The organism is Rhodococcus sp. BP22, assembly GCF_014281965.1.
Lineage (GTDB): Bacteria > Actinomycetota > Actinomycetes > Mycobacteriales > Mycobacteriaceae > Rhodococcoides.
Map to the genome: position 1 here is coordinate 194133 of NZ_JACFTB010000001.1, position 19589 is coordinate 213721.

At 62.2% G+C, this 19589-nt stretch carries 19 protein-coding genes; 3 read left to right on the top strand and 16 right to left on the bottom strand.

Annotation, left to right across the window (positions count from 1 at the left end):
• Positions 1-3: 3 nt before the first annotated feature.
• The 3 genes from H2510_RS00850 to H2510_RS00860 are packed head-to-tail and all read right to left on the bottom strand — an operon-like array spanning position 4 to position 2592.
• Positions 4-636 (bottom strand): hypothetical protein, encoded by a 633-nt coding sequence (locus H2510_RS00850; protein ID WP_261392662.1) that lies wholly within the window; start codon positions 634-636, stop codon positions 4-6.
• Positions 626-1897, bottom strand: coding sequence for a histidine--tRNA ligase (hisS, locus tag H2510_RS00855; RefSeq protein ID WP_186626525.1), 1272 nt, complete (start codon positions 1895-1897; stop codon positions 626-628). Before hisS ends, H2510_RS00850 begins: the two co-directional genes overlap by 11 nt.
• A complete protein-coding gene (locus tag H2510_RS00860; protein ID WP_186626526.1) occupies positions 1894-2592 on the bottom strand; it encodes an MBL fold metallo-hydrolase in 699 nt (232 codons plus the stop codon). The genes hisS and H2510_RS00860 overlap by 4 nt, the downstream gene beginning before the upstream one ends.
• Positions 2593-2807: 215 nt before the next feature.
• Between H2510_RS00860 and H2510_RS00865 the strand changes: the two genes are divergently transcribed.
• Both H2510_RS00865 and H2510_RS00870 read left to right on the top strand, forming a co-directional pair.
• Positions 2808-3665 carry a peptidylprolyl isomerase gene (locus tag H2510_RS00865; protein WP_186626527.1) on the top strand — a complete coding sequence of 286 codons (858 nt, stop codon included), beginning with the start codon at positions 2808-2810 and terminating at the stop codon, positions 3663-3665.
• The gene (locus H2510_RS00870; protein ID WP_315901223.1) at positions 3665-4444 is read left to right on the top strand and encodes a peptidylprolyl isomerase; all 780 of its coding nucleotides are present in this window, start codon (positions 3665-3667) and stop codon (positions 4442-4444) included. The genes H2510_RS00865 and H2510_RS00870 overlap by 1 nt, the downstream gene beginning before the upstream one ends.
• Positions 4445-4502: 58 nt before the next feature.
• On the opposite strand, the gene H2510_RS00875 is transcribed toward H2510_RS00870, so the two are convergent.
• The 12 genes from H2510_RS00875 to H2510_RS00930 all read right to left on the bottom strand — a co-directional run bounded on the left by H2510_RS00875 (position 4503) and on the right by H2510_RS00930 (position 17802).
• The gene (locus H2510_RS00875; RefSeq protein ID WP_186626529.1) at positions 4503-6878 is read right to left on the bottom strand and encodes a bifunctional (p)ppGpp synthetase/guanosine-3',5'-bis(diphosphate) 3'-pyrophosphohydrolase; all 2376 of its coding nucleotides are present in this window, start codon (positions 6876-6878) and stop codon (positions 4503-4505) included.
• 80 nt (positions 6879-6958) lie between these two features.
• Entirely contained in the window at positions 6959-7522 is a 564-nt protein-coding gene (locus H2510_RS00880; protein WP_315901151.1) for an adenine phosphoribosyltransferase, read from the bottom strand.
• A complete protein-coding gene (locus H2510_RS00885) occupies positions 7519-9165 on the bottom strand; it encodes an ABC transporter substrate-binding protein (protein ID WP_186627058.1) in 1647 nt (548 codons plus the stop codon). The genes H2510_RS00880 and H2510_RS00885 overlap by 4 nt, the downstream gene beginning before the upstream one ends.
• Before the next feature lie 73 nt (positions 9166-9238).
• Positions 9239-10432, bottom strand: coding sequence for a protein translocase subunit SecF (gene secF, locus H2510_RS00890; protein ID WP_186626530.1), 1194 nt, complete (start codon positions 10430-10432; stop codon positions 9239-9241).
• 1 nt (position 10433) lies between these two features.
• Complete coding sequence (gene secD, locus H2510_RS00895; RefSeq protein WP_186626531.1) at positions 10434-12194, bottom strand: protein translocase subunit SecD; 1761 nt, start codon at positions 12192-12194, stop codon at positions 10434-10436.
• Positions 12195-12369: 175 nt separating this feature from the next.
• Positions 12370-12786, bottom strand: a complete 417-nt coding sequence (gene yajC, locus H2510_RS00900; protein ID WP_186626532.1) for a preprotein translocase subunit YajC — start codon at positions 12784-12786, stop codon at positions 12370-12372.
• 204 nt (positions 12787-12990) lie between these two features.
• A complete protein-coding gene (ruvB, locus tag H2510_RS00905; protein ID WP_186626533.1) occupies positions 12991-14073 on the bottom strand; it encodes a Holliday junction branch migration DNA helicase RuvB in 1083 nt (360 codons plus the stop codon).
• On the bottom strand, positions 14070-14678 hold the full coding sequence (ruvA, locus tag H2510_RS00910; RefSeq protein ID WP_186626534.1) for a Holliday junction branch migration protein RuvA: 609 nt from the start codon (positions 14676-14678) through the stop codon (positions 14070-14072). Before ruvA ends, ruvB begins: the two co-directional genes overlap by 4 nt.
• Positions 14675-15337: a crossover junction endodeoxyribonuclease RuvC gene (gene ruvC, locus H2510_RS00915; protein WP_315901154.1), complete on the bottom strand. Its 663-nt coding sequence runs from the start codon at positions 15335-15337 to the stop codon at positions 14675-14677. Before ruvC ends, ruvA begins: the two co-directional genes overlap by 4 nt.
• 109 nt (positions 15338-15446) lie before the next feature.
• Complete coding sequence (locus H2510_RS00920; RefSeq protein ID WP_186626536.1) at positions 15447-16202, bottom strand: YebC/PmpR family DNA-binding transcriptional regulator; 756 nt, start codon at positions 16200-16202, stop codon at positions 15447-15449.
• A gap of 149 nt (positions 16203-16351) precedes the next feature.
• Positions 16352-16954 (bottom strand): pyridoxal 5'-phosphate synthase glutaminase subunit PdxT, encoded by a 603-nt coding sequence (pdxT, locus tag H2510_RS00925; RefSeq protein ID WP_186626537.1) that lies wholly within the window; start codon positions 16952-16954, stop codon positions 16352-16354.
• On the bottom strand, positions 16951-17802 hold the full coding sequence (locus tag H2510_RS00930) for an acyl-CoA thioesterase II (RefSeq protein ID WP_136169114.1): 852 nt from the start codon (positions 17800-17802) through the stop codon (positions 16951-16953). Before H2510_RS00930 ends, pdxT begins: the two co-directional genes overlap by 4 nt.
• Positions 17803-17899: 97 nt before the next feature.
• Between H2510_RS00930 and H2510_RS00935 the strand changes: the two genes are divergently transcribed.
• Positions 17900-18535, top strand: coding sequence for a hypothetical protein (locus tag H2510_RS00935; protein WP_186626538.1), 636 nt, complete (start codon positions 17900-17902; stop codon positions 18533-18535).
• Between the two features lie 31 nt (positions 18536-18566).
• Here H2510_RS00935 and pdxS read toward each other — a convergent pair whose 3' ends face one another.
• Positions 18567-19502, bottom strand: a complete 936-nt coding sequence (gene pdxS, locus H2510_RS00940; RefSeq protein ID WP_084348775.1) for a pyridoxal 5'-phosphate synthase lyase subunit PdxS — start codon at positions 19500-19502, stop codon at positions 18567-18569.
• Positions 19503-19589: the final 87 nt, after the last annotated feature.

Here is a 19589-nt window from a genome sequence, read left to right on the forward strand (position 1 = left end):
CGATCAGCTCGACAGTTCGGCGACTTCTCGATCGGTCAAAGTGGCAAGCGGAGTTCGTCCCTTCGAGCGGACCAACTCGATCGCTCGAAACAGGGGCCGCTCATGCAGACCCGCGTCGCGCGCTTCTGCCTTGAGCTGATCGACCAGAACCGATGCGATCGCCGCCGCCGGTACCAACTCAGTTGTCCAGAGCGCGTCGGCGAGCTTGCGCAAAGACAGGATCGGCAGCTCTCGGCCACCGCCCTGGGTGTAGAGCGCAAGTGCGATCGTGACGCGAGAGTTGCCGTCGTACAACCGGAGAGTGACATTGTCGATCCGAGCGGTCCGCACCGCAATCTCGGCCGTCACGACCTTCGGCACCGACAACTGCTTCGTTCCGAAGCCGCCGCGGACATGAATAATGTTGCCGCTGAGCCATGTTCGACGCCGCAGCACTATCCATGTCGAGACCACCGTCGGCACCACGACAATGACTCCGAGCACGACTGCCACAACCACGGGTAGAAAAAAGCTCGCGATGACTGCGAGCAGGATCGCGACCACTACTGCGCCGACCATGATCTTCATCAGTCGTGGCCTGATGAACTCGACTGGGACCAAATCGAGATCGACGCGATCCGAGCCGTCAGTCGGCAAGACGGGCCTCCAGATGATCGACGACGCCATCCAACGAAACCTGCTGCTGTTCACCGGTGGCGAGCTCTTTGACAACGACGGACATCTCGGCAAGTTCTTTGTCGCCGAGTATCAAAGCGAAGCGCGCTCCCGAGCGATCGGCTGCCTTCATTGCTCCCTTCACACCACGATTTCCGTAGGCCAGGTCGACGCTGATTCCCTTTTTCCGCAAATCCCCCGCGATGGCTACGATCTTCGCTTTCGCTTCCAGACCGAGCGGAACTCCGAAGACTGCGCACCTGGCGGAAGCACCTGCCGATTTGCCCTCGGCTGCGAGCGCGAGCATCGTACGGTCGACGCCGAGCCCGAATCCGATTCCCGAAAGCTCCTGGCCACCCAGCTGCGCCATGAGGCCGTCGTAGCGGCCCCCGCCGCCGATTCCGGACTGGGCACCGAGGCCGTCGTGCACGAATTCGAACGTGGTCTTCGTGTAGTAATCGAGCCCTCGCACCATGCGCGGATTCACGACATACGTAACTTTCATCGCGTCGAGGTGGGCGCGTACCTCGTCGAAGTGCGCCTTGGCGGAATCGGAAAGGTGATCGAGCATCAGCGGCGCTTCGGCGGTCATCTCGCGGACTTCCGGCCGCTTGTCGTCCAGCACACGCAACGGATTGATCTCCGCGCGGCGTCGAGTGTCCTCGTCGAGCGGCAGGGCGAACAAGAACTCCTGCAGTAACTTTCGGTACTGCGGGCGACAGGTGTCGTCACCGAGCGAGGTGATCTCGAGCCTGAAGTCGGTCAACCCGACACTACGAAACCCGGTGTCGGCGACAGCGATGACTTCGGCGTCCAGAGCTGGATCGTCTACGCCGATCGCCTCGACACCCACTTGTTGCAGCTGACGGTAGCGGCCGGCCTGTGGCCGCTCGTAGCGGAAGAAGGGCCCGGCATATGCCAGCTTTAACGGGAGCGCCCCTCGATCGAGGCCGTGTTCGATTACCGCGCGCATCACCCCGGCAGTGCCTTCCGGCCGGAGAGTGACCGATCGGTCCCCTCGATCGGCGAAGGTGTACATCTCCTTGCTGACCACGTCGGTCGACTCGCCGACGCCGCGGGCGAAGAGTCCGGTGTCCTCGAATATCGGCAGTTCGATATGCCCGTACCCCGCATTTCGTGCTGCGGTCAGTAACCCCGCTCGAACAGCGACGAATTCGGCGGAGTTCGGCGGAAAGTAGTCTGGAACACCCTTGGGTGCAGAGAAGGTCGTCGGCTTGCTCACGAGTGCATATTTCCTTGTTCGGGACCGGACAGTCCAACGAGAAACGGATTGGACGCGCGTTCTTGGCCGATGGAGCTCTGGCCGCCGTGTCCGGGAAGGATCACGGTGTCGTCGGCCAGTGGGAGTAGAGACCGGCCTATCGAGCGGAGCAACTGGTCATGATCACCACCGGGGAGGTCGCTGCGGCCGATCGAACCGGCGAAGAGAGTGTCGCCGGTCAAAGCAATAGACACATCCCCGTCCGGCGCATCGATCGTTGTCGTGAATACCACCGACCCTCGAGTGTGGCCCGGGGTACGCAGCACGCCGAACGTGATTCCTGCGAGTTCGAGAGTCATTCCGTCCTCGAGATCGAGTACCTCGTCCGGTTCGTGGAACTCGGTGTCACCCAACATCGCAGCCAACGCCGGCCCGGTCCCTCGAATCGGGTCCGAGAGCATGTATCGGTCCTCGGCCTGTATGTAGGCGGGGATCCCGAACTTTCTGCAGACAGGTTCCACGGACCAGGTGTGATCGAGGTGCCCATGAGTGAGGAGCACGGCAACCGGCGTCGTGTTCGAGGAGTTCAGAAACTCGAACAGGGGCTCTGCCGCATCCTGACCGGGATCGACGACGACGCATTCGTTTGCCCCGTCCTGGGCGAGGATGTAGCAGTTGGTCTGGAACATTCCCGCCGGGAATCCGGTGACGAGCACAGCTGTAGCTCCTAGATCGGTCTGGCACGGTCTTTTCTCCAGCCTAGTTGCACGGTGTCCACACTGGCATCGCCAGTGCCTGGCGCTGCGCGCCCGCGGTGCCCGTCAGAGTGTTCTCAGGATGTAATGGCACACTCACTGACGGCCGGTTTCGGCTCCGAACAGCCGGATCGAGCGCCGGTAATCGATCGAGGACAAGCGGGAGGACAGGCGAATTGCCCAGCAACGAGCAACGGCGTGAGGCAGCGAAAAGGAAGCTCGAGCGACAACTCGAACACCGAGCAGAGCGAGCCAAGAAGCGCAAACAGCTGACGATCGCCGGGTCCGTTCTGGGCGTGGCCGTCGTGGTCGGCGCGGTCGCAGTCGTATTCGCTATCACCAGGGGCGGCGACGAACCCGAGACGACGGCAGCGGGTACACCGTCTGCAGACACGCTCATCAGCGACGGCCGGTCCGAGCCGCTTCCAGCGACCGTGAACTGCGCGTACCCGCCTGCACAGGCACCGGCGGCGAAGCCGAATACGCCACCGCGCACCGACGCGATTCCGACGAGCGACGAGCCCCTGAGCTACAGCATGGAAACCTCGCAGGGCAACATCGGGCTCACGCTGAACAATCCGCAGGCGCCGTGCACTGTCAACAGCTTCGTCTCACTCGCAAACCAGGGATACTTCGACGGAACCTCCTGCCACCGTCTCACGACGTCTGCAGGGTTACAGGTGCTCCAGTGCGGCGATCCTGCGGGTACCGGTCAAGGTGGACCCGGTTACGAGTTCGCCGATGAGTTCCCTGTCGACCAATACAACGTCGGCGACCCTGCAGCCGGCCAGCCGATTTCCTATCCCCGCGGCACCCTTGCCATGGCAAACGCCGGGCCCGGAACCAATGGAAGCCAGTTCTTCCTCGTCTTCGGTGATTCGAAGCTGCCTCCCGCGTACACGGCGTTCGGAACCATCGACGAGACGGGTCTGCAGACTCTTGACAAGGTCGCAGCAGGCGGGGTCGAAGGCGGTGCCCAAGACGGAAAGCCGGCCCTTCCCGTAGAGATCACGAACGTGGTGAGCGATCTATGATCACCCGCTCGGCTTTGTTCGTGGCGGCCGGTGCGGTAGCCGTGCTCGTGGCTGGTTGCTCATCGGACACATCGGGAACTGCGACGGCGTTGGCATCGACGCCGAAGACTACTACCAGCGCCGCACCCGAGCCGGAATTGGATCTGAGCCAGTTCGGGGCATTACCTGCGGTCCCCGCACCCGAAGCGCCGACGGCGAGTTGTGTCTATCCCGCGGCGACTCCTGCCGTCCGAGACAACAACCCTCCGCCGACGAGCGATGTGGCTGCACAAGGGACGGTCGAGGTGTCGATGACGACGAGCCAAGGGCCGATCGGATTGACCTTGGACCGGTCCGAAGCCCCCTGCACTGTCAACAGCTTCACCAACTTGGCGGCTCAGGGCTATTTCGACGACACCCCGTGCCATCGTCTGACCACCTCCCCTGGCTTGGAGGTTCTCCAGTGTGGTGATCCCTCGGGCAAGGGATCCAGGGGTCCGGGTTACGAATATCCGAACGAATACCCGACCACGGCGTACCCCGCCGATGATCCCGCTTCGTCGACGCCGGTTGTGTACCCACGCGGAACGCTCGCGATGGCGAATGCCGGACCCGACACGAACGGAAGCCAGTTCTTCCTCGTCTACGAAGACTCGGTGCTGCCTCCGCAGTACACCGTCTTCGGGACGATTTCTGCCGAGGGACTCGCAACGCTCGACGAGGTCGCTGCGGCAGGGGTTGCAACCCCCGGCGGCGACGGCGCCCCGAACGCAGCTGTGACCATACAAACCGTCACCTAGCGCCCCCACCGGCTCGGTCGAGCGCGCGTACACGCCGCTCGACCGAGCCAGTGAAGGTTCAGGCCGCCGAGGTCAGGCGGTAGACGTCGTAGACGCCTTCGACGTTGCGGACGACATTGAGAACATGCCCCAGGTGCTTCGGGTCGCCCATCTCGAAGGTGAACTTGCTGATGGCGACTCGATCACCTGATGTTGCTACCGACGCGGACAGAATGTTGACTTTCTCGTCGGCCAGAGCCTTCGTGACATCGGAGAGTAGTCGGTGCCGATCGAGAGCCTCGATCTGGATGGCGACCAGGAACACGGACGACGCCGACGGTGCCCATTGCACATCGACGAACCGTTCGGACTGCTCCTCCAGCGACTTGGCGTTGGTGCAGTCGGTTCGGTGCACGCTGACCGATCCACCGCGGGTGACGAATCCGAGGATCTCGTCGCCCGGAACCGGAGTACAGCATTTGGCCAACTTCGCCACGATGCCTTCGGCGCCCGAAACGAGCACGCCTGCGTCACCGACATGCCGAGCCCGGGTGGGAATCGTCGACGGTGTCGATCGCTCGGCGAGCTCTTCTTCGACGTCGCCTACCCCGCCCAGATGAGCAACCAGGCGTTGTACGACGTGCTGGGCAGACACGTGGCTTTCACCGACCGCCGTGTACAGCGCGGAGACATCCACATAACGCAATTCGTGCGCAATGGTGGACATCGATTCCGCGTTCATCAGACGCTGAAGCGGTAGACCTCCACGACGGACTTCCTTGGCGATCGAGTCCTTACCGGCTTCCAGTGCCTCTTCGCGGCGTTCCTTGGCGAACCACTGCCTGATCTTCGATTTGGCACGCGGAGAGACTACGAAACCTTGCCAATCACGGCTGGGTCCCGCGGTGGCGGCCTTGGAGGTGAAAACCTCGACAACCTCGCCGTTGTCCAAGGTGCGTTCCAGTGCCACGAGCCTGCCGTTGACGCGCGCTCCAATGCAACGGTGGCCGACTTCGGTGTGGACCGCGTATGCAAAGTCGACCGGGCACGAACCCGCAGGCAAAGTTATAACGTCACCCTTCGGGGTGAACACGAAGATCTCTTTGACTGCAAGGTCGTAACGCAAAGATTCGAGGAACTCCCCCGGATCCGCTGCCTCTCGCTGCCAGTCGAGCAGTTGACGCATCCAGGCCATGTCGTCGACCTCGGCGTTGTCGTTGCCGTGTTTGCCTCGGGTCTCCTTGTATCGCCAGTGCGCAGCAATACCGAATTCTGCTGTCCTGTGCATCTCCCGGGTGCGGATCTGCACCTCGAGCGGTTTCCCCTCGGGCCCGACCACAGTCGTGTGGAGCGATTGGTAGACGCCGTATCGGGGCTGGGCGATGTAGTCCTTGAATCGCCCGGCCATCGGCTGCCACAACGAGTGCACGACGCCGACCGCCGCGTAGCAGTCACGAATCTCGTCGCACAGAATGCGAACGCCGACGAGGTCGTGGATATCGTCGAAGTCGCGTCCCTTGACGATCATCTTCTGATAGATCGACCAGTAGTGTTTCGGGCGCCCCTCCACCACGGCGCTGATACGCGATGCCGACAACGATGCGTTGATCTCCGCTCGAACCTTCTCGAGGTACGTGTCACGGGAAGGCGCTCGGTCCGCGACGAGTCGGACGATCTCGTCATACTTCTTTGGGTGCAGGATTGCGAACGCCAAGTCTTCGAGCTCCCACTTGACCGTAGCCATTCCCAACCGATGAGCAAGCGGCGCAATAACTTCCAAGGTTTCCTTGGCCTTGCGCGCCTGCTTTTCCGGCGGGAGAAACCTCATGGTCCGCATATTGTGAAGTCGGTCGGCGACCTTGATCACCAACACGCGGGGATCGCGTGCCATGGCAATGATCATCTTGCGAATGGTCTCGCCTTCGGCTGCGCTGCCGAGCGCTACTTTGTCGAGTTTGGTGACCCCGTCGACGAGATGCGCGACCTCCTCACCGAACTCCTCGGTGAGTTGCTCGAGCGAGTATCCCGTGTCCTCGACAGTGTCGTGCAGCAGAGCAGCGACGAGCGTGGTCGTATCCATCCCGAGCTCGGCGAGAATGTTCGCCACTGCAAGCGGATGCGTGATGTAGGGGTCGCCCGACTTGCGCATCTGCGTAGCGTGCCGCTCGTCGGCGACGTCGTAGGCACGTTGCAGCAACGCGAGATCGGCCTTCGGGTACAGGTCCCGATGCAGACTGACAAGAGGTTCGAGAACCGGTTTGACGGCAGCCGAGCGACCAGCAGTGATCCGGCGCGCCAGACGAGCGCGAACCCTTCTCGATGCCGACGTAGGAACAGCCGGAACAGACGCACGTCCGGCTGTCGACGGGGCGGCTGGATCGGCCGTATTCGATTCGGGCGTCGCGGAATCCGAAGCGGGCCGTTCGGGCGAGGGTTGGTCGAGGTAACTGGTCACGCTGATCGCCTCCTGCCGCGTTTGAGTTCATGGCCCGGTCTTGCACCGGGCACACACGCTCCGTGGTCCGACTTTAGTCCTCACACATTTTTCAAGGAGGTGAGCGGGTACCCATCGCACCTGTAGCGACCTTGAAGCTCCGCTATCTCCAGCACTACGGCAGCTCCTACAACCTTCGCTCCACGTGCGCGCAGCAATGTCGCCGTCGCGGCGATAGTGCCCCCGGTCGCCAGCACATCGTCGACGACTAGGACGCGCCGGCCTACCAAGTCGATGGATTCGGGGATCTCCAGTTGGGCGGATCCATATTCGAGCTCGTACCGCTGCGATACGACGGGCGGAGGAAGTTTGCCGGCCTTGCGCACCGCGAGTACACCAGATCCGAGCGCAAGCGCCACGCCGGCACCGAGTAGAAACCCGCGAGCGTCGATACCTGCCACCAGGTCCGCGTCCCCTCCAGCGACTGCCAGCGCTTCGATGACCGTCGAGAGGCCGTCCGCATCGGCGAACACCGGTGTCAGATCGGCGAAACGTACGCCCTGGACCGGGAAATCGTTTGCCCAGCGGACCAATCGGTCGATGTTTGCCGAGGCTGTCTCGGCCGACTCGTTCGTGTTGAAAGTTGTTTCACGGTGTTTGCTCACCGAAGGAGTATCCACCGATCCATATTCCAGCCCGCACCCGCGGCGGTCGGATTGGCGACGACGTTTTTCATCCCAGCCGCTACGAGGAGCATCCTCGGCTGGTTGAACAGCGGCAACGACGGCATCTCGTTCCACAGGATGTTCTCGCCCTCCGTCGCTACCGCAAGAACACTTGCGTCGGATGTATCGACGGCAAGTTGGTCGACGATTGCATTCACCCGACCGTTGTCGTAACCGCCCACGTTGCTACCGACGCCACCACGCAGGCTGTACCGACCTGCCGCCTCGGACACGGCGCCTGCCGCACCCGACGCCGACGCGGTCGATCCAAGCACCACGTCGACTTCGCCCCGCTGAAGGGCAGAGGGAGAGAACTGCGCCGACGATGCGTCGACCACGTTGATTCCTGCTGGACCGCACGAGGCGGCGATAGTGGACACGATGTCCCCTCGACGTGTATCCGGAGCGAGGTAACCGACCCGGATCGTCGGATTCGTCACACCAGCGGCCCGAAGTTCGGACGACGATGCGGTCGTGTCCGGTTGTCGATAGCGCCCGGCCGCAGCAGCCGACACCGGCGGGTAGAGCAGGGTGTCGGGCTGCACAAGTCTGGAATCGACTACGCCAGATCCAATTCCGACGCTCTTCTCGTATCCGGAATGCCCTACCTCGTCGAACAACTGTTGGCGCGGAATACACGAGGCGAGCGCTCGCCGTACCGCCGGCGAAGAAAGGGTTCCTGCGGTGGCGAACGTCAACTGCTCGACCCCCTTCGAGGGAAGGCCGATGCGGTCGAATCCGTCGGTGGGTTCACCTCCCCCGGCACCGGAGTCCACGACCTCGAGATCACCTGCTTCACTCCGCGCCGGGATGTCGGTTCCCTTGGGCCAGATGACAATTCGTTCGGTCTCTGGCGGGACACCCCACCACTTGTCGTTGGCTACCAGCACCAGCCCGCTTTCGACAGTGTAGGAATCGACACGGTACGGACCATTGGACGGCATGAGGGATGTATCGATCGCGTCGGGAGCGAAGTTCCAGCCAGTGTTCCAGAAATCGGCGATCCGACTCACCGCGTCCAGATCGCCACTGTTGATCGGGTCGACGATGTTGGGGACGTTCGCTGCACGCGCGACGATGTGTGCAGGGAGCAGAGCCGTCGCACCGAACAAGCTGCGCCAGTCCAGGTAGGACCGCCCGGGTGCAAAGGTCACCGTGGCTTCCTTCGTACCGGTCACACAGTCCACTTTGTCGATATCGGAGTACCCCGCAGTCGACGCAGCGTCGAACAGCGAAGAATTGCCCTCACCGGAGGTGAAACGGCCACTCTCGGCAGCCCACGCCAACACGAGGTCGTCGCACGTCATCGGGACGCCGTCGGAGTAGACGGCCTGCGGAGCGATCACGTAGCGAACGGTCAGAGCGGCGGCGGGCACTACCGATGCGCTTCCGATGTCGTTGTCGGACAGCGCCTCTCCCTCGGGTCCGAGATAGGTGAATCCGGTCTGAACGCGCGGGAACGCCTGGCGCGCCCCGGACGCGGCGCCGTCTACAGTTCGAGCGTTGTACGTGGACACGACATTGTCGACGGCGTACCCGATGGACGGAACTGGATCCTCGTCTGCCGAGCACCCTGCGGCCATAGCCACGGTGACGGTGGCAGCCAGTCCAGCTGCCACCGCCTTTGCGGCAGTTATTCGACAGACTCGCACGTGATCAATGCCTCTTCTTGTTGCGCTTTCCTGTCGGCCTCGACCCTGGCTGCGGCGTGGCCGGCGCGGACACGGTAGTGGCCGAGGACTTGACCATGCCGACGACGCCTCCGCGCTGTGCTGCTTCAGCTCGTTTGGCCATCACCTTCTTCGTATGCCCGGCGACCGGTCCCCACTTTTCCTTGATCGTCACGAGCAGCGGTGTAGCAAAGAAGATAGATGAATACGCACCCACGATCATGCCTACCAACTGTACGAGTGCGAGGTCCTTCAGTGTTCCGACTCCGAGCAGCCATACGGCAACGATCATCAAAGCCAGCACCGGCAGGACGCCGATCACCGTCGTGTTGATCGAGCGCATGAGCGTCTGGTTCACAGCCAGGTTCGCCTGTTCTGCGTAGGTCTTACGCCTGAGATTCAGAATCCCTCTCGTGTTCTCTTCGACCTTGTCGAACACCACCACGGAGTCGTAGAGCGAGAAGCCGAGGATGGTCAACAAGCCGATCACCGTCGCGGGCGTGACCTCGAACCCGACCAGAGAATAGACACCTGCCGTAACGAACAGATCGAACACCAGCGCCGCTAGGGCGGCCATCGCCATGTCCCGTTCGTATCTGATGGAGATGTAGATACTGACGAAGACGAGGAACACCAGCAGCGCGATCAGTGCTTTCTGGGTGATCTGTCCGCCCCAGGTCTCGCTCACGTCGGAGATGCTGATCGCATTCGGGGACGCAACTCCGTTTCCGTCGACCGGCTCGAAAGTATCGAACAGGGCGGTCTTGACCGAATTCACTTGAGCAGCGTCGAGCGCCTCGGAACGCACCTGCACCGTGGCAGCGGCCCCGGAACCGACGGTCTGTACCGACACCGGATCGAATCCGAGGGTGTCGGCGAAGACGGTTTCGACCTGCTCGGTGCTGACGTTGTCGGCGGCGGGGATCTGAAGCCGGGTGCCACCTTCGAAATCGATTCCGAGGGTGAAGCCACGGACGGCGATACTCAACAGGCAGATCAAGATGATCGTTCCGGTCAAAATGTAATAGAAGCGCCGTCGACCGATGATCTCGAAAGCGCCGGTGCCCGTGTACAGGCGATTCATCCAGCTGTGCTGCGGCTGATCCAATTGTTCGGCGCCGGAATCTGTCAGCAGTGTGGAGGTCGGTTCTGAAGTGTTGTTCTCCGGTGAATCGGACATATCACGCCCCCTTGGTCGACGCGTCGGCCGAGACCGTACTCGATGTCGTTCGGGCAGCCGCCCGCTTGCGTTCCTGCGCGACCTCCGCCACTGCACCGAGGCCGTTGACACCTGGTTTCGACCAGAATTTCGACTTCGTGCACAGGTAGACCAGCGGCCAGGTCACCAGGAAGACGACCACTACGTCGAGGATGGTTGTCAGGCCGAGAGTGAAAGCGAATCCTCGAACCTGCCCGACGGCAAGTGCATAGAGCACCGCAGCGGCGATGAAGCTGACCGCGTTTCCGGACAAGACAGTCTTTCGCGCACGTGCCCAGCCTCGTGGCACCGCTGATCTGAAGCTTCGTCCCTCACGAATCTCGTCCTTGATGCGTTCGAAGAACACCACGAACGAGTCCGCTGTCATGCCGATACCGATGATCAACCCGGCAATTCCTGCTAGGTCGAGGGTGAAGTTGATCCACCGCCCGAGCAGAACCAGAATTCCGTAGACCATCAGACCTGCCAGCACCAGCGACAGCGCCGTCAACAGTCCCAACGCGCGGTAGTAGACGAGGCAGTAGAGCAGGACCAACACCAGACCGATGGCGCCTGCGATCAAACCTGCCTCCAACGACGCAAGCCCAAGCGTCGCGGACACTGTTTCGGCTTCCGAGGAGGCAAAGGACAGCGGCAGCGAACCGTACTTGAGGGTGTTCGCCAACTCCGAGGCGCTCTGCGCGGTGAACTGGCCGGTAATCGAGGTGGCGCTCCCGGCAGGTGTCGCACCCTGGATCTGCGGTGCACTGACGACCTTCGAGTCGAGTGTGAACGCGGCCTGCTTGCCGATGTTGGCGCCGGTGAACTTCGCCCAGGTGTTACTACCTTCCGAGTCGAAACTCAGACTGACTTCGTGGCGCGACTGTTGGCTGTTGAAGCCCGACGTAGCATCGTCGATCTGCTGACCGTCGATGATGCTAGGCCCGAGTACATAGACGGAGGTGCCATCTGTGGAGCACGCAACCAGGGGCAACGCGGGATCGTCGTTGCCTTGCAGTGGATCGGGTGCGTTGCAATCGATCGTCGCGAGGGCGGCCTGCTGAACCTGAGGGTCCTCGCTCTGCCGTAGCGCCTTCGCCTCGGTGATCTGATTGGCTGCCTGATCGGCTTCGGAGACCTCCGTGGGTGTCACTGCGGCCGGAGCGTCGGGGCTGCCTTGATCGCCGGTGGCAGGAGCCGCCGGGACCGGATCGACCGCGCTGGGTTCCTGTGCGGGGAAAGGACGGCCCTGAGGTACCGACTCGCCGACCGGGGCCTGCTCGCCCGCCGCGGGCGCAGGTGTTCCCTCCGCAGGAGCTTGCTGTCCCGGCGCCGACTGCCCTGCCGCCGGCTGTCCTGCCGCCGGTTGCGCTGCGGTCAACACTGGACGAATGAAGAGCCGTGCGGTCTGACCGAGCGAACGTGCCTGTGAACTGTCGTCACCGGGAACGGTGATGACGAGATTGTCGGCGTCGATCACAACTTCGGACCCGGACACACCGAGCCCGTTCACGCGAGTCTCGATGATCTGCTGAGCCTGCTTCAGAGAGTCCTGACTCGGCTGACTGCCGTCGGGCGTCCTGGCGGTGAGCGTGACACGCGTGCCACCCTGCAGGTCGATTCCCAACTTGGGAGTTGGCGACTTGTCTCCGGTGAAAAAGACCAGCGCATACACAGCGGCCATCAATACCGCGAAGACGGCGAGATAGCGGGCTGGATGCACCGATCCGCTGGAAGGTGCCACGGTGTGTGATTCTCCTCTTGGCGTGGGACAACATGCGGTCGATCAGGGGACGCAGGCGGTCTCTGTCGGGTGATACGCGTCGGAACAGGTGATTCCAGACGAACGGGGCAGCATGTGCGCGGCAAGCGAAACCGCTGCCGGAGTTTCTCCGGCAGCGGTTTCGTTCACAGGTCGGTCACTCTTTTTCGAGACGACGTGCGCTCTGCTCCACGGTCTCTTCCGAAGACGACGGGGACGCGTCCTTCTCGAGTGTCGTGCTTTTCTCGAGCGACGGTGTCGAGTCGCCGGACTCGATGACGTCCACGGATCCGGCGAAGTCGGAATCGATATCGTCGACATCCGGGGCCAAGACCTCTTTCACAACGGCGCGCGACCATGTCGTCACGATGCCATCGGCGATCTCGAGGTCCACGGTGTCGTCTTCGACCAGCACCACGCGGGCGTACAGACCTGCTGTGGTGACCACTTCGTCACCGATCTTCAGCGAATCCTGCAGAGTCTGAGTCTGGGCGAGAGCCTTCTTTTGGCGCCGGACGTTCAGGAACATCGGCACGAGCAGAGCCACGATGAGAAGGGGGAATAGCAGTTCCATCTTTTACGTCAGTCCTCGAAGTTTCGGTTGTCTATCGGTTTCGGCTTTGGTGCCCACGGCGTGTTCACGGTGGTTTCTTACGTTCGCGTACAGCCGAAGTAGGCGACAATTCGGTCACCGCGGCTGTGCTGAAGAACCACGCAAAGAACCAGTGTGCCACTACCAGACCTGCGATCCGGTCAGCTCCCACCGATTATCAGCAGATTATTCGAATAACTCCTGCTGAGCCTCGTTGGTTCGAACAGAAATTCCACCGATGGCCAGATCGGGCGGCGGTACGAGTCCGAGGTGTTGCCACGCCGCAGCAGTTGCTACTCGACCGCGGGGTGTTCGGGCAACCATCCCAGCGCGAACCAGAAAGGGCTCGCACACCTCCTCGACGGTTGCCGGTTCTTCCCCGACGGCCACCGCAAGTGTGGAAACTCCCACCGGTCCGCCGCCGAAACTACGAATCAGCGCGCTGAGCACCGCTCTGTCCAACCGGTCGAGACCGAGTTGGTCGACGTCGTAGACCACGAGTGCCGCGCGCGCTGTGGCCTTGGTGATGGTGCCGTCGCCGCGTACTTCCGCGTAGTCACGAACTCGGCGCAGGAGACGGTTGGCGATGCGCGGAGTGCCTCGCGAGCGTCCAGCGATCTCGGTGCACGCAGCCTTGTCGATCGGAACACCGAGTATGCCGGCCGATCGCTGGAGAATCAGCTCCAATTCGGCAGGTTCGTAGAAGTCCATGTGCGCGACGAACCCGAAACGATCACGCAGCGGTCCGGTCAGCGCTCCCGATCGAGTAGTGGCCCCTACCAGGGTGAACGGTGCTACTTCGAGCGGAATCGACGTGGCTCCCGGCCCCTTGCCCACCACGACGTCGACACGAAAGTCCTCCATGGCCAGGTAGAGCATTTCTTCTGCCGGGCGCGCAATCCGATGTATTTCGTCGATGAAGAGGACATCACCCTCGACAAGATTGCTGAGCATCGCCGCTAGATCGCCGGCTCGCTCGAGCGCCGGTCCCGACGTGAGACGCAACGAGGTATTCAACTCTTGCGCAATGATCATGGCCATCGAGGTCTTACCCAGGCCCGGCGGACCGGACATCAAAATGTGATCGGGGGTACTGCCGCGCAGCTTGGCGCCTGTCAACACCAACTGCAGTTGCTCGCGCACGCGTGGTTGGCCGATGAAATCGGTGAGGGTCTTGGGCCTCAGGCTCGTCTCGACATCTGCGTCGTCCGCGATCAACCCGGCCGCAAGCTGCGAGTCCCCGAATTCCTCTTCCGCATCTCCGGTCATCTGCTCTTACCCAGATAGGCCAGCGCGGATCGTAGAGCCGCCGAGGTAGACGCATCCGGACTCTCGACCAAAACTGAATCCGTCACGTCCTCTGCCTGCTTGGCCGGAAAGCCGAGTCCGGTGAGCGCCTCGACAATCTGGTCACGAACTGAATTGACCGTTCCCGACCCGGACTGCACGATCGTGGTGTTCCCTGCTGCCACGATCGCATCGACCTTGTCACGCAATTCCACGATCATGCGCTCGGCGCCTCGTTTGCCGATTCCCGGAACTCTGGTCAGCGCGGCCACGTTGCTGTCTGCCAGTGCGGTCCGCAGCGCCTGAGGATCGAGTACCGCCAATGTCGCCATGGCAATGCGGGGGCCTACACCGGAGACCGACAGCAGTAGCGAGAACAGCTCGCGCGATTCACTGTCCGAAAAGCCGTAGAGGGTCATCGAGTCCTCGCGGACAATCATCGTCGTCAGCAATCTCGACGCCGATCCTCGGCTCAACGTGCCGAGTGTGTCGGGTGTCGCATTGATTCGGTATCCGACCCCCGATGCCTCGATGACCACATGATCGAGGGCGATATCGAGGACCTCGCCGCTGATCGAGGAGATCATTGTGTCCCCACCTCTCGTGCGGCACGAGCCTGTCCTGCGGCACGAACCGGAGCGGCGGCGGCAAGTCTGGCGCGTTCGACCTTCCGCGCTGCCTGTGCCCGCGATTTACGTTCCTCGGCTAGCCGAAGCTCGAACTTTCGTTTCTGCTGTGCGGCCATGGCTTCGGCCTGCGCCATTCTGGCAATCATCGGCGCCCGCCAACAATGGCAAATGCCCAGTGCCAGCGCATCCGCGGCATCGGCAGGCGTAGGGGCGGTCTGCATACCCAGAATTCTCATGACCATCGCGGTGACCTGCGCTTTGTCGGCGCTACCGTTGCCGGTAACAGCGGCCTTGACCTCGCTCGGAGTGTGAAAACACACGTCGATACCCCGACGAGCAGCCGCAAGCGCGATGACTCCCCCAGCCTGGGCGGTACCCATGGCCGTCCGCACGTTGTGCTGCGAAAAAACGCGTTCGATCGCGACCACCGTCGGCTTGTGCGTATCGAGCCAGTACTCCGCTGCCTCGGAGATCCGAAGTAGACGCTGTGCCAGATCCATATCGGGTGGCGTTCGCACCACGTCTACATCGAGTGCCACGACACTGCGACCGGCCCCGCCTTCGATCAAGCTCAGACCGCACCTGGTCAAACCTGGATCGACGCCCATCACTCGCACACTGACACCTTCCGCTTACGAACTGTTGTTCGATAGCGTATCGGAGCGGTGCGACCTATCGGGTGCGCGACACCCGTAAGCGGGATCAGTCTTCCCGCCCCGAACGGTTTCACTCCTCGTCGAGTGCTGCCATCACTTCATCGGACAGTTCGACGTTCGAGTACACGTTCTGCACGTCGTCGCTCTCTTCCAGTGCGTCGATGAGCTTGAACACCTTGCGGGCGCCGTCTACGTCCACAGGAACGGACACCGACGCCTGGAAGGTGGCCTCCGCCGAGTCGTACTCGATGCCTGCTTCCTGCAGTGCAGTGCGTACCGCAACGAGGTCGGTTGGTTCACTGACAATTTCGAAGGTATCTCCGTTGTCGGTGATCTCCTCTGCACCTGCATCGAGGACGGCCATCAGCACGTCGTCCTCGCTTTGCCCGTCCTTCTCCAACGTGACAAGTCCCTTGCGAGCGAACAGGTACGACACCGAGCCCGGATCGGCCATGTTGCCGCCGTTGCGCGTCATGGCGACGCGGACTTCTCCGGCGGCCCGATTGCGATTGTCGGTCAGGCACTCGATGAGCATCGCCACTCCGCTGGGGCCGTATCCCTCGTACATGATCGTCTGCCAGTCGGCGCCACCGGCTTCTTCACCTGCGCCGCGCTTGCGAGCACGCTCGATGTTGTCGTTGGGAACCGACGTGCGCTTCGCCTTTTGAATGGCGTCGAACAGGGTGGGGTTACCCACCGGATCTCCACCACCGGTGCGGGCCGCCACCTCGATATTCTTGACGAGTTTGGCGAAGGACTTGCCTCGACGGGCGTCGATTACCGCCTTCTTGTGCTTGGTGGTGGCCCATTTGGAGTGGCCGCTCATGCGATAGAGCCCCTTTCCTGCTTCAGCTAAGTGTTGTGTACTTTACGCATGTGCTCGGGTGCCCGGATCCACTATCTCGGTTCCGTCCTGCGGTAACTGCCGTGCAGGATTACTGAGCCCGCACCTAATACCAGGCCCTGCACGCCCTACTAGGTGTTGCGTACCAAGTCTACGAACAGTTCGTGGACTCGGCGGTCACCGGTGACTTCCGGATGGAAGCTCGTCGCCATCACGGCGCCCTGCCGGACTGCAACGATCCGCCCAGCGGCCGGGCCATCCGGAACTTCGGCCAGCACCTCGACGCCGTTCCCGACCCTTTCCACCCACGGCGCACGAATGAACACCGCGCGCACTTTCTCACCTTGGATGCCCGCGAATGTCAGGTCCGTTTCGAACGAGTCGACCTGCCTGCCGAACGCATTACGCCTCACAGTGATGTCCAGCGCATCGAGATGCTGGGCGTCGGGACGAGTATCGAGAATCTCCGATGCAAGCAAGATCATCCCCGCACAGGACCCGTAGGCGGGTAACCCGTCCTTCAGCTTCGCTTTGAGAGGTTCGAGCAAGTCGAAGACGGACAGCAGAGTGCTCATCGTCGTCGATTCCCCACCGGGAATCACCAATCCATCTACCTCGTCCAGTTCGGCAGGCCTGCGAACCGTCGTTGCGGTGGCGCCACAAGAATCCAGGGCGGCGAGGTGCTCGCGGACGTCCCCCTGCAGCGCAAGGACACCGATCTTCGGACCACTCACTGGGGCCTGGCCAGATCTTTGTTCACCCGGTCGGGGTTGCGATCGAAACGCATGAGCCCCTCCTGAACCACGGCAGCGACCATCCGTCCCTGCCGGTCGAAGATTCGTCCCTGCGTCAGCGCCCGACCGAAATCCGCGGAGGGCGAAGTCTGGTCGTACAGCAACCACTCGTCCGCCCGGAACGGCCGCAGGAACCACAGGGCGTGGTCGAGCGACGCGGTCTGTGTCGACACGTCGGGATGCGGCACCAGTGCCGACCCGAGGAGCGTCATATCGCTCATGTAGGCGAGAGTGCAGACGTGGAACACCTGATTGTCCGGCAGCTTGTCCCGGTACCGAAACCACACGCGCTGTTGGGCGGCAAAATCCGGGTGCTTCTCGGTCTGCTCATCTGGGACCAGCCTGACGTCCCATTCTTTCCATTCGCGAAAGAACGGACTTCCCCCGTCCGGGAGATCACGCGAGTCGGCCAGAGACTCGGGGTCCACGACCTTGGGCATCGTGTCTTGATGTGAAATACCCTCGTCTTCGACGTGAAAGGACGCGGACATTGTGAAGATCGGCTTACCAGCCTGAATACCGGTGACCCGACGCGTACTGAACGACCTCCCGTCACGGAGGCGATCCACCAGATAGATCGTCGGCTCGGTCGGGTTGCCCGGCCGAATGAAGTATCCGTGTAAAGAATGGACGCGATACTGCTCGCCTACCGTTCGGACGGCAGAAACCAGCGCCTGTCCGGCGACCTGTCCCCCGAATGTCCGCTGCAGCAGACTGGGAAATGTTCGACCGCGAAAGATGTCGTCCTCGATGCGCTCGAGCTCGAGAATGTCTTCGATACTCGCCATGATCCACCTTTCTGTACCAGCTGCCTGAAGGCTAACAAGGAGACGAACGCGATCTGCGGCCACCGCAACCTGAGCCCGTGCAGGGCAGGATGTCCCTATGCCGCAACTCGAACCGATCTCGCCGGCTCGACTCGTCGAGACGTTCAGCGCATTGCTTCCGTCGGACCGTCGCTGCGTGGCGGTCGTCGACGGGCCGGACGGCGCTGATCCCGTCGACTTCGCCTATCGGACAAGCGCATTCGTTTCCAGTACCGGTCGCCCGTGTGACGTGGTGGACCTTCACGACTTCGTTCGTCCTGCCTCGCTTCGATTCGAGTACTCCAGAACAGACGAAATAACCTATCGCACAAGCTGGTTCGACTTCGACGCGATCGAACGCGAGGTGATCGCCCCATTACGTCCCGGCGGTCGAGGGCAGTTCCTGCCCCGCTTGTGGGACGAAAAGAGCGATCGCTCCGCGCGCGCTTCGCTGCGCGAGGCAGCACAGACGCACGTGGTGATCCTTGCCGGACCGATGCTGTTGGGCCGAGGCCTCGACGTCGACGCGACGATCCGACTCGACCTCTCGGCAGGCGCATTGCGTCGTCGGACACGGCCCGAGGATCAGTGGACGATAGAGCCGCTACTCACCTACTACCGTGAGATGGACCTACGCCAGGGCACTGCGTCCACGGGACCGGCGCTCTGGGTTCGCTGGGACCATCCCGATCGGCCTGCGGTCCGGCTTCGGTGACGAACCCGGTGGATCCGTCACCGAGGAAAGTTCACCAGCCGCGCTCGGACAACCTGTGCCCAACCGGGAGATCGTCCACGTTGATTCCGACCATTGCTTCGCCGAGACCGCGCGATACCTTGGCCAGCACATCGGGGTCGTCGAAGAAGGTGGTCGCCTTCACGATCGCCTCTGCGCGCTGTTGGGGGTTGCCCGACTTGAAGATTCCCGAACCGACGAACACGCCCTCTGCACCGAGTTGCATCATCATCGCCGCGTCGGCGGGGGTTGCAATTCCGCCTGCGGTGAAGAGCGTGACCGGAAGTTTCCCTGCGCGTGCAACTTCCACGACGAGATCGTAAGGCGCCTGCAATTCCTTTGCTGCAACGTACAACTCGTCCTCGGGGAGCGAGGTGAGTCGGCGAATTTCGTCGCGGATCTTACGCATGTGCGTTGTTGCGTTCGATACGTCTCCGGTGCCTGCCTCGCCCTTGGAGCGAATCATTGCGGCGCCCTCGGTGATGCGACGCAGGGCCTCGCCCAGGTTGGTCGCGCCACACACGAACGGGGCGGTGAAATTCCACTTGTCGATGTGGTTCGCGTAGTCGGCGGGGGTCAGGACCTCGGACTCGTCGATGTAGTCGACGCCGAGACTTTGCAGGATCTGAGCCTCTACGAAGTGGCCGATCCGTGCCTTCGCCATCACCGGAATGCTCACGGTGGCCATGATGCTGTCGATCATGTCCGGGTCGCTCATTCGGGACACGCCGCCCTGCGCACGAATGTCCGCCGGGACACGCTCGAGCGCCATCACTGCGACCGCGCCTGCGTCTTCGGCGATCTTGGCCTGCTCAGCAGTGACGACGTCCATGATCACGCCGCCCTTGAGCATTTCGGCCATGCCGCGCTTGACGCGGGAGGTTCCGATTCCGGGCTTGGAAACCTTTTCCTCGGAGCCGCTGGTGTCGGTCTCGGTGGGGGTACTCACGGCAAACTCCTGTGTTTGATCGAATGCGTTCTCGATGTCGAATCATCCTTCAACGGCAGCGGGCGCACGTGCCTGCGGATCCGAAAG

Coding starts and splice junctions, on each gene's coding strand:
- H2510_RS00930 (WP_136169114.1), bottom strand. CDS start 17,802: ATGGCGAGTATCGAAGACATTCTCGAGCTCGAGCGCATCGAGGACGAC.
- ruvB (WP_186626533.1), bottom strand. CDS start 14,073: ATGACCGGAGATGCGGAAGAGGAATTCGGGGACTCGCAGCTTGCGGCC.
- secF (WP_186626530.1), bottom strand. CDS start 10,432: ATGTCCGATTCACCGGAGAACAACACTTCAGAACCGACCTCCACACTG.
- H2510_RS00920 (WP_186626536.1), bottom strand. CDS start 16,202: ATGAGCGGCCACTCCAAATGGGCCACCACCAAGCACAAGAAGGCGGTA.
- H2510_RS00935 (WP_186626538.1), top strand. CDS start 17,900: ATGCCGCAACTCGAACCGATCTCGCCGGCTCGACTCGTCGAGACGTTC.
- yajC (WP_186626532.1), bottom strand. CDS start 12,786: ATGGAACTGCTATTCCCCCTTCTCATCGTGGCTCTGCTCGTGCCGATG.
- ruvA (WP_186626534.1), bottom strand. CDS start 14,678: ATGATCTCCTCGATCAGCGGCGAGGTCCTCGATATCGCCCTCGATCAT.
- H2510_RS00885 (WP_186627058.1), bottom strand. CDS start 9,165: ATGGCCGCAGGGTGCTCGGCAGACGAGGATCCAGTTCCGTCCATCGGG.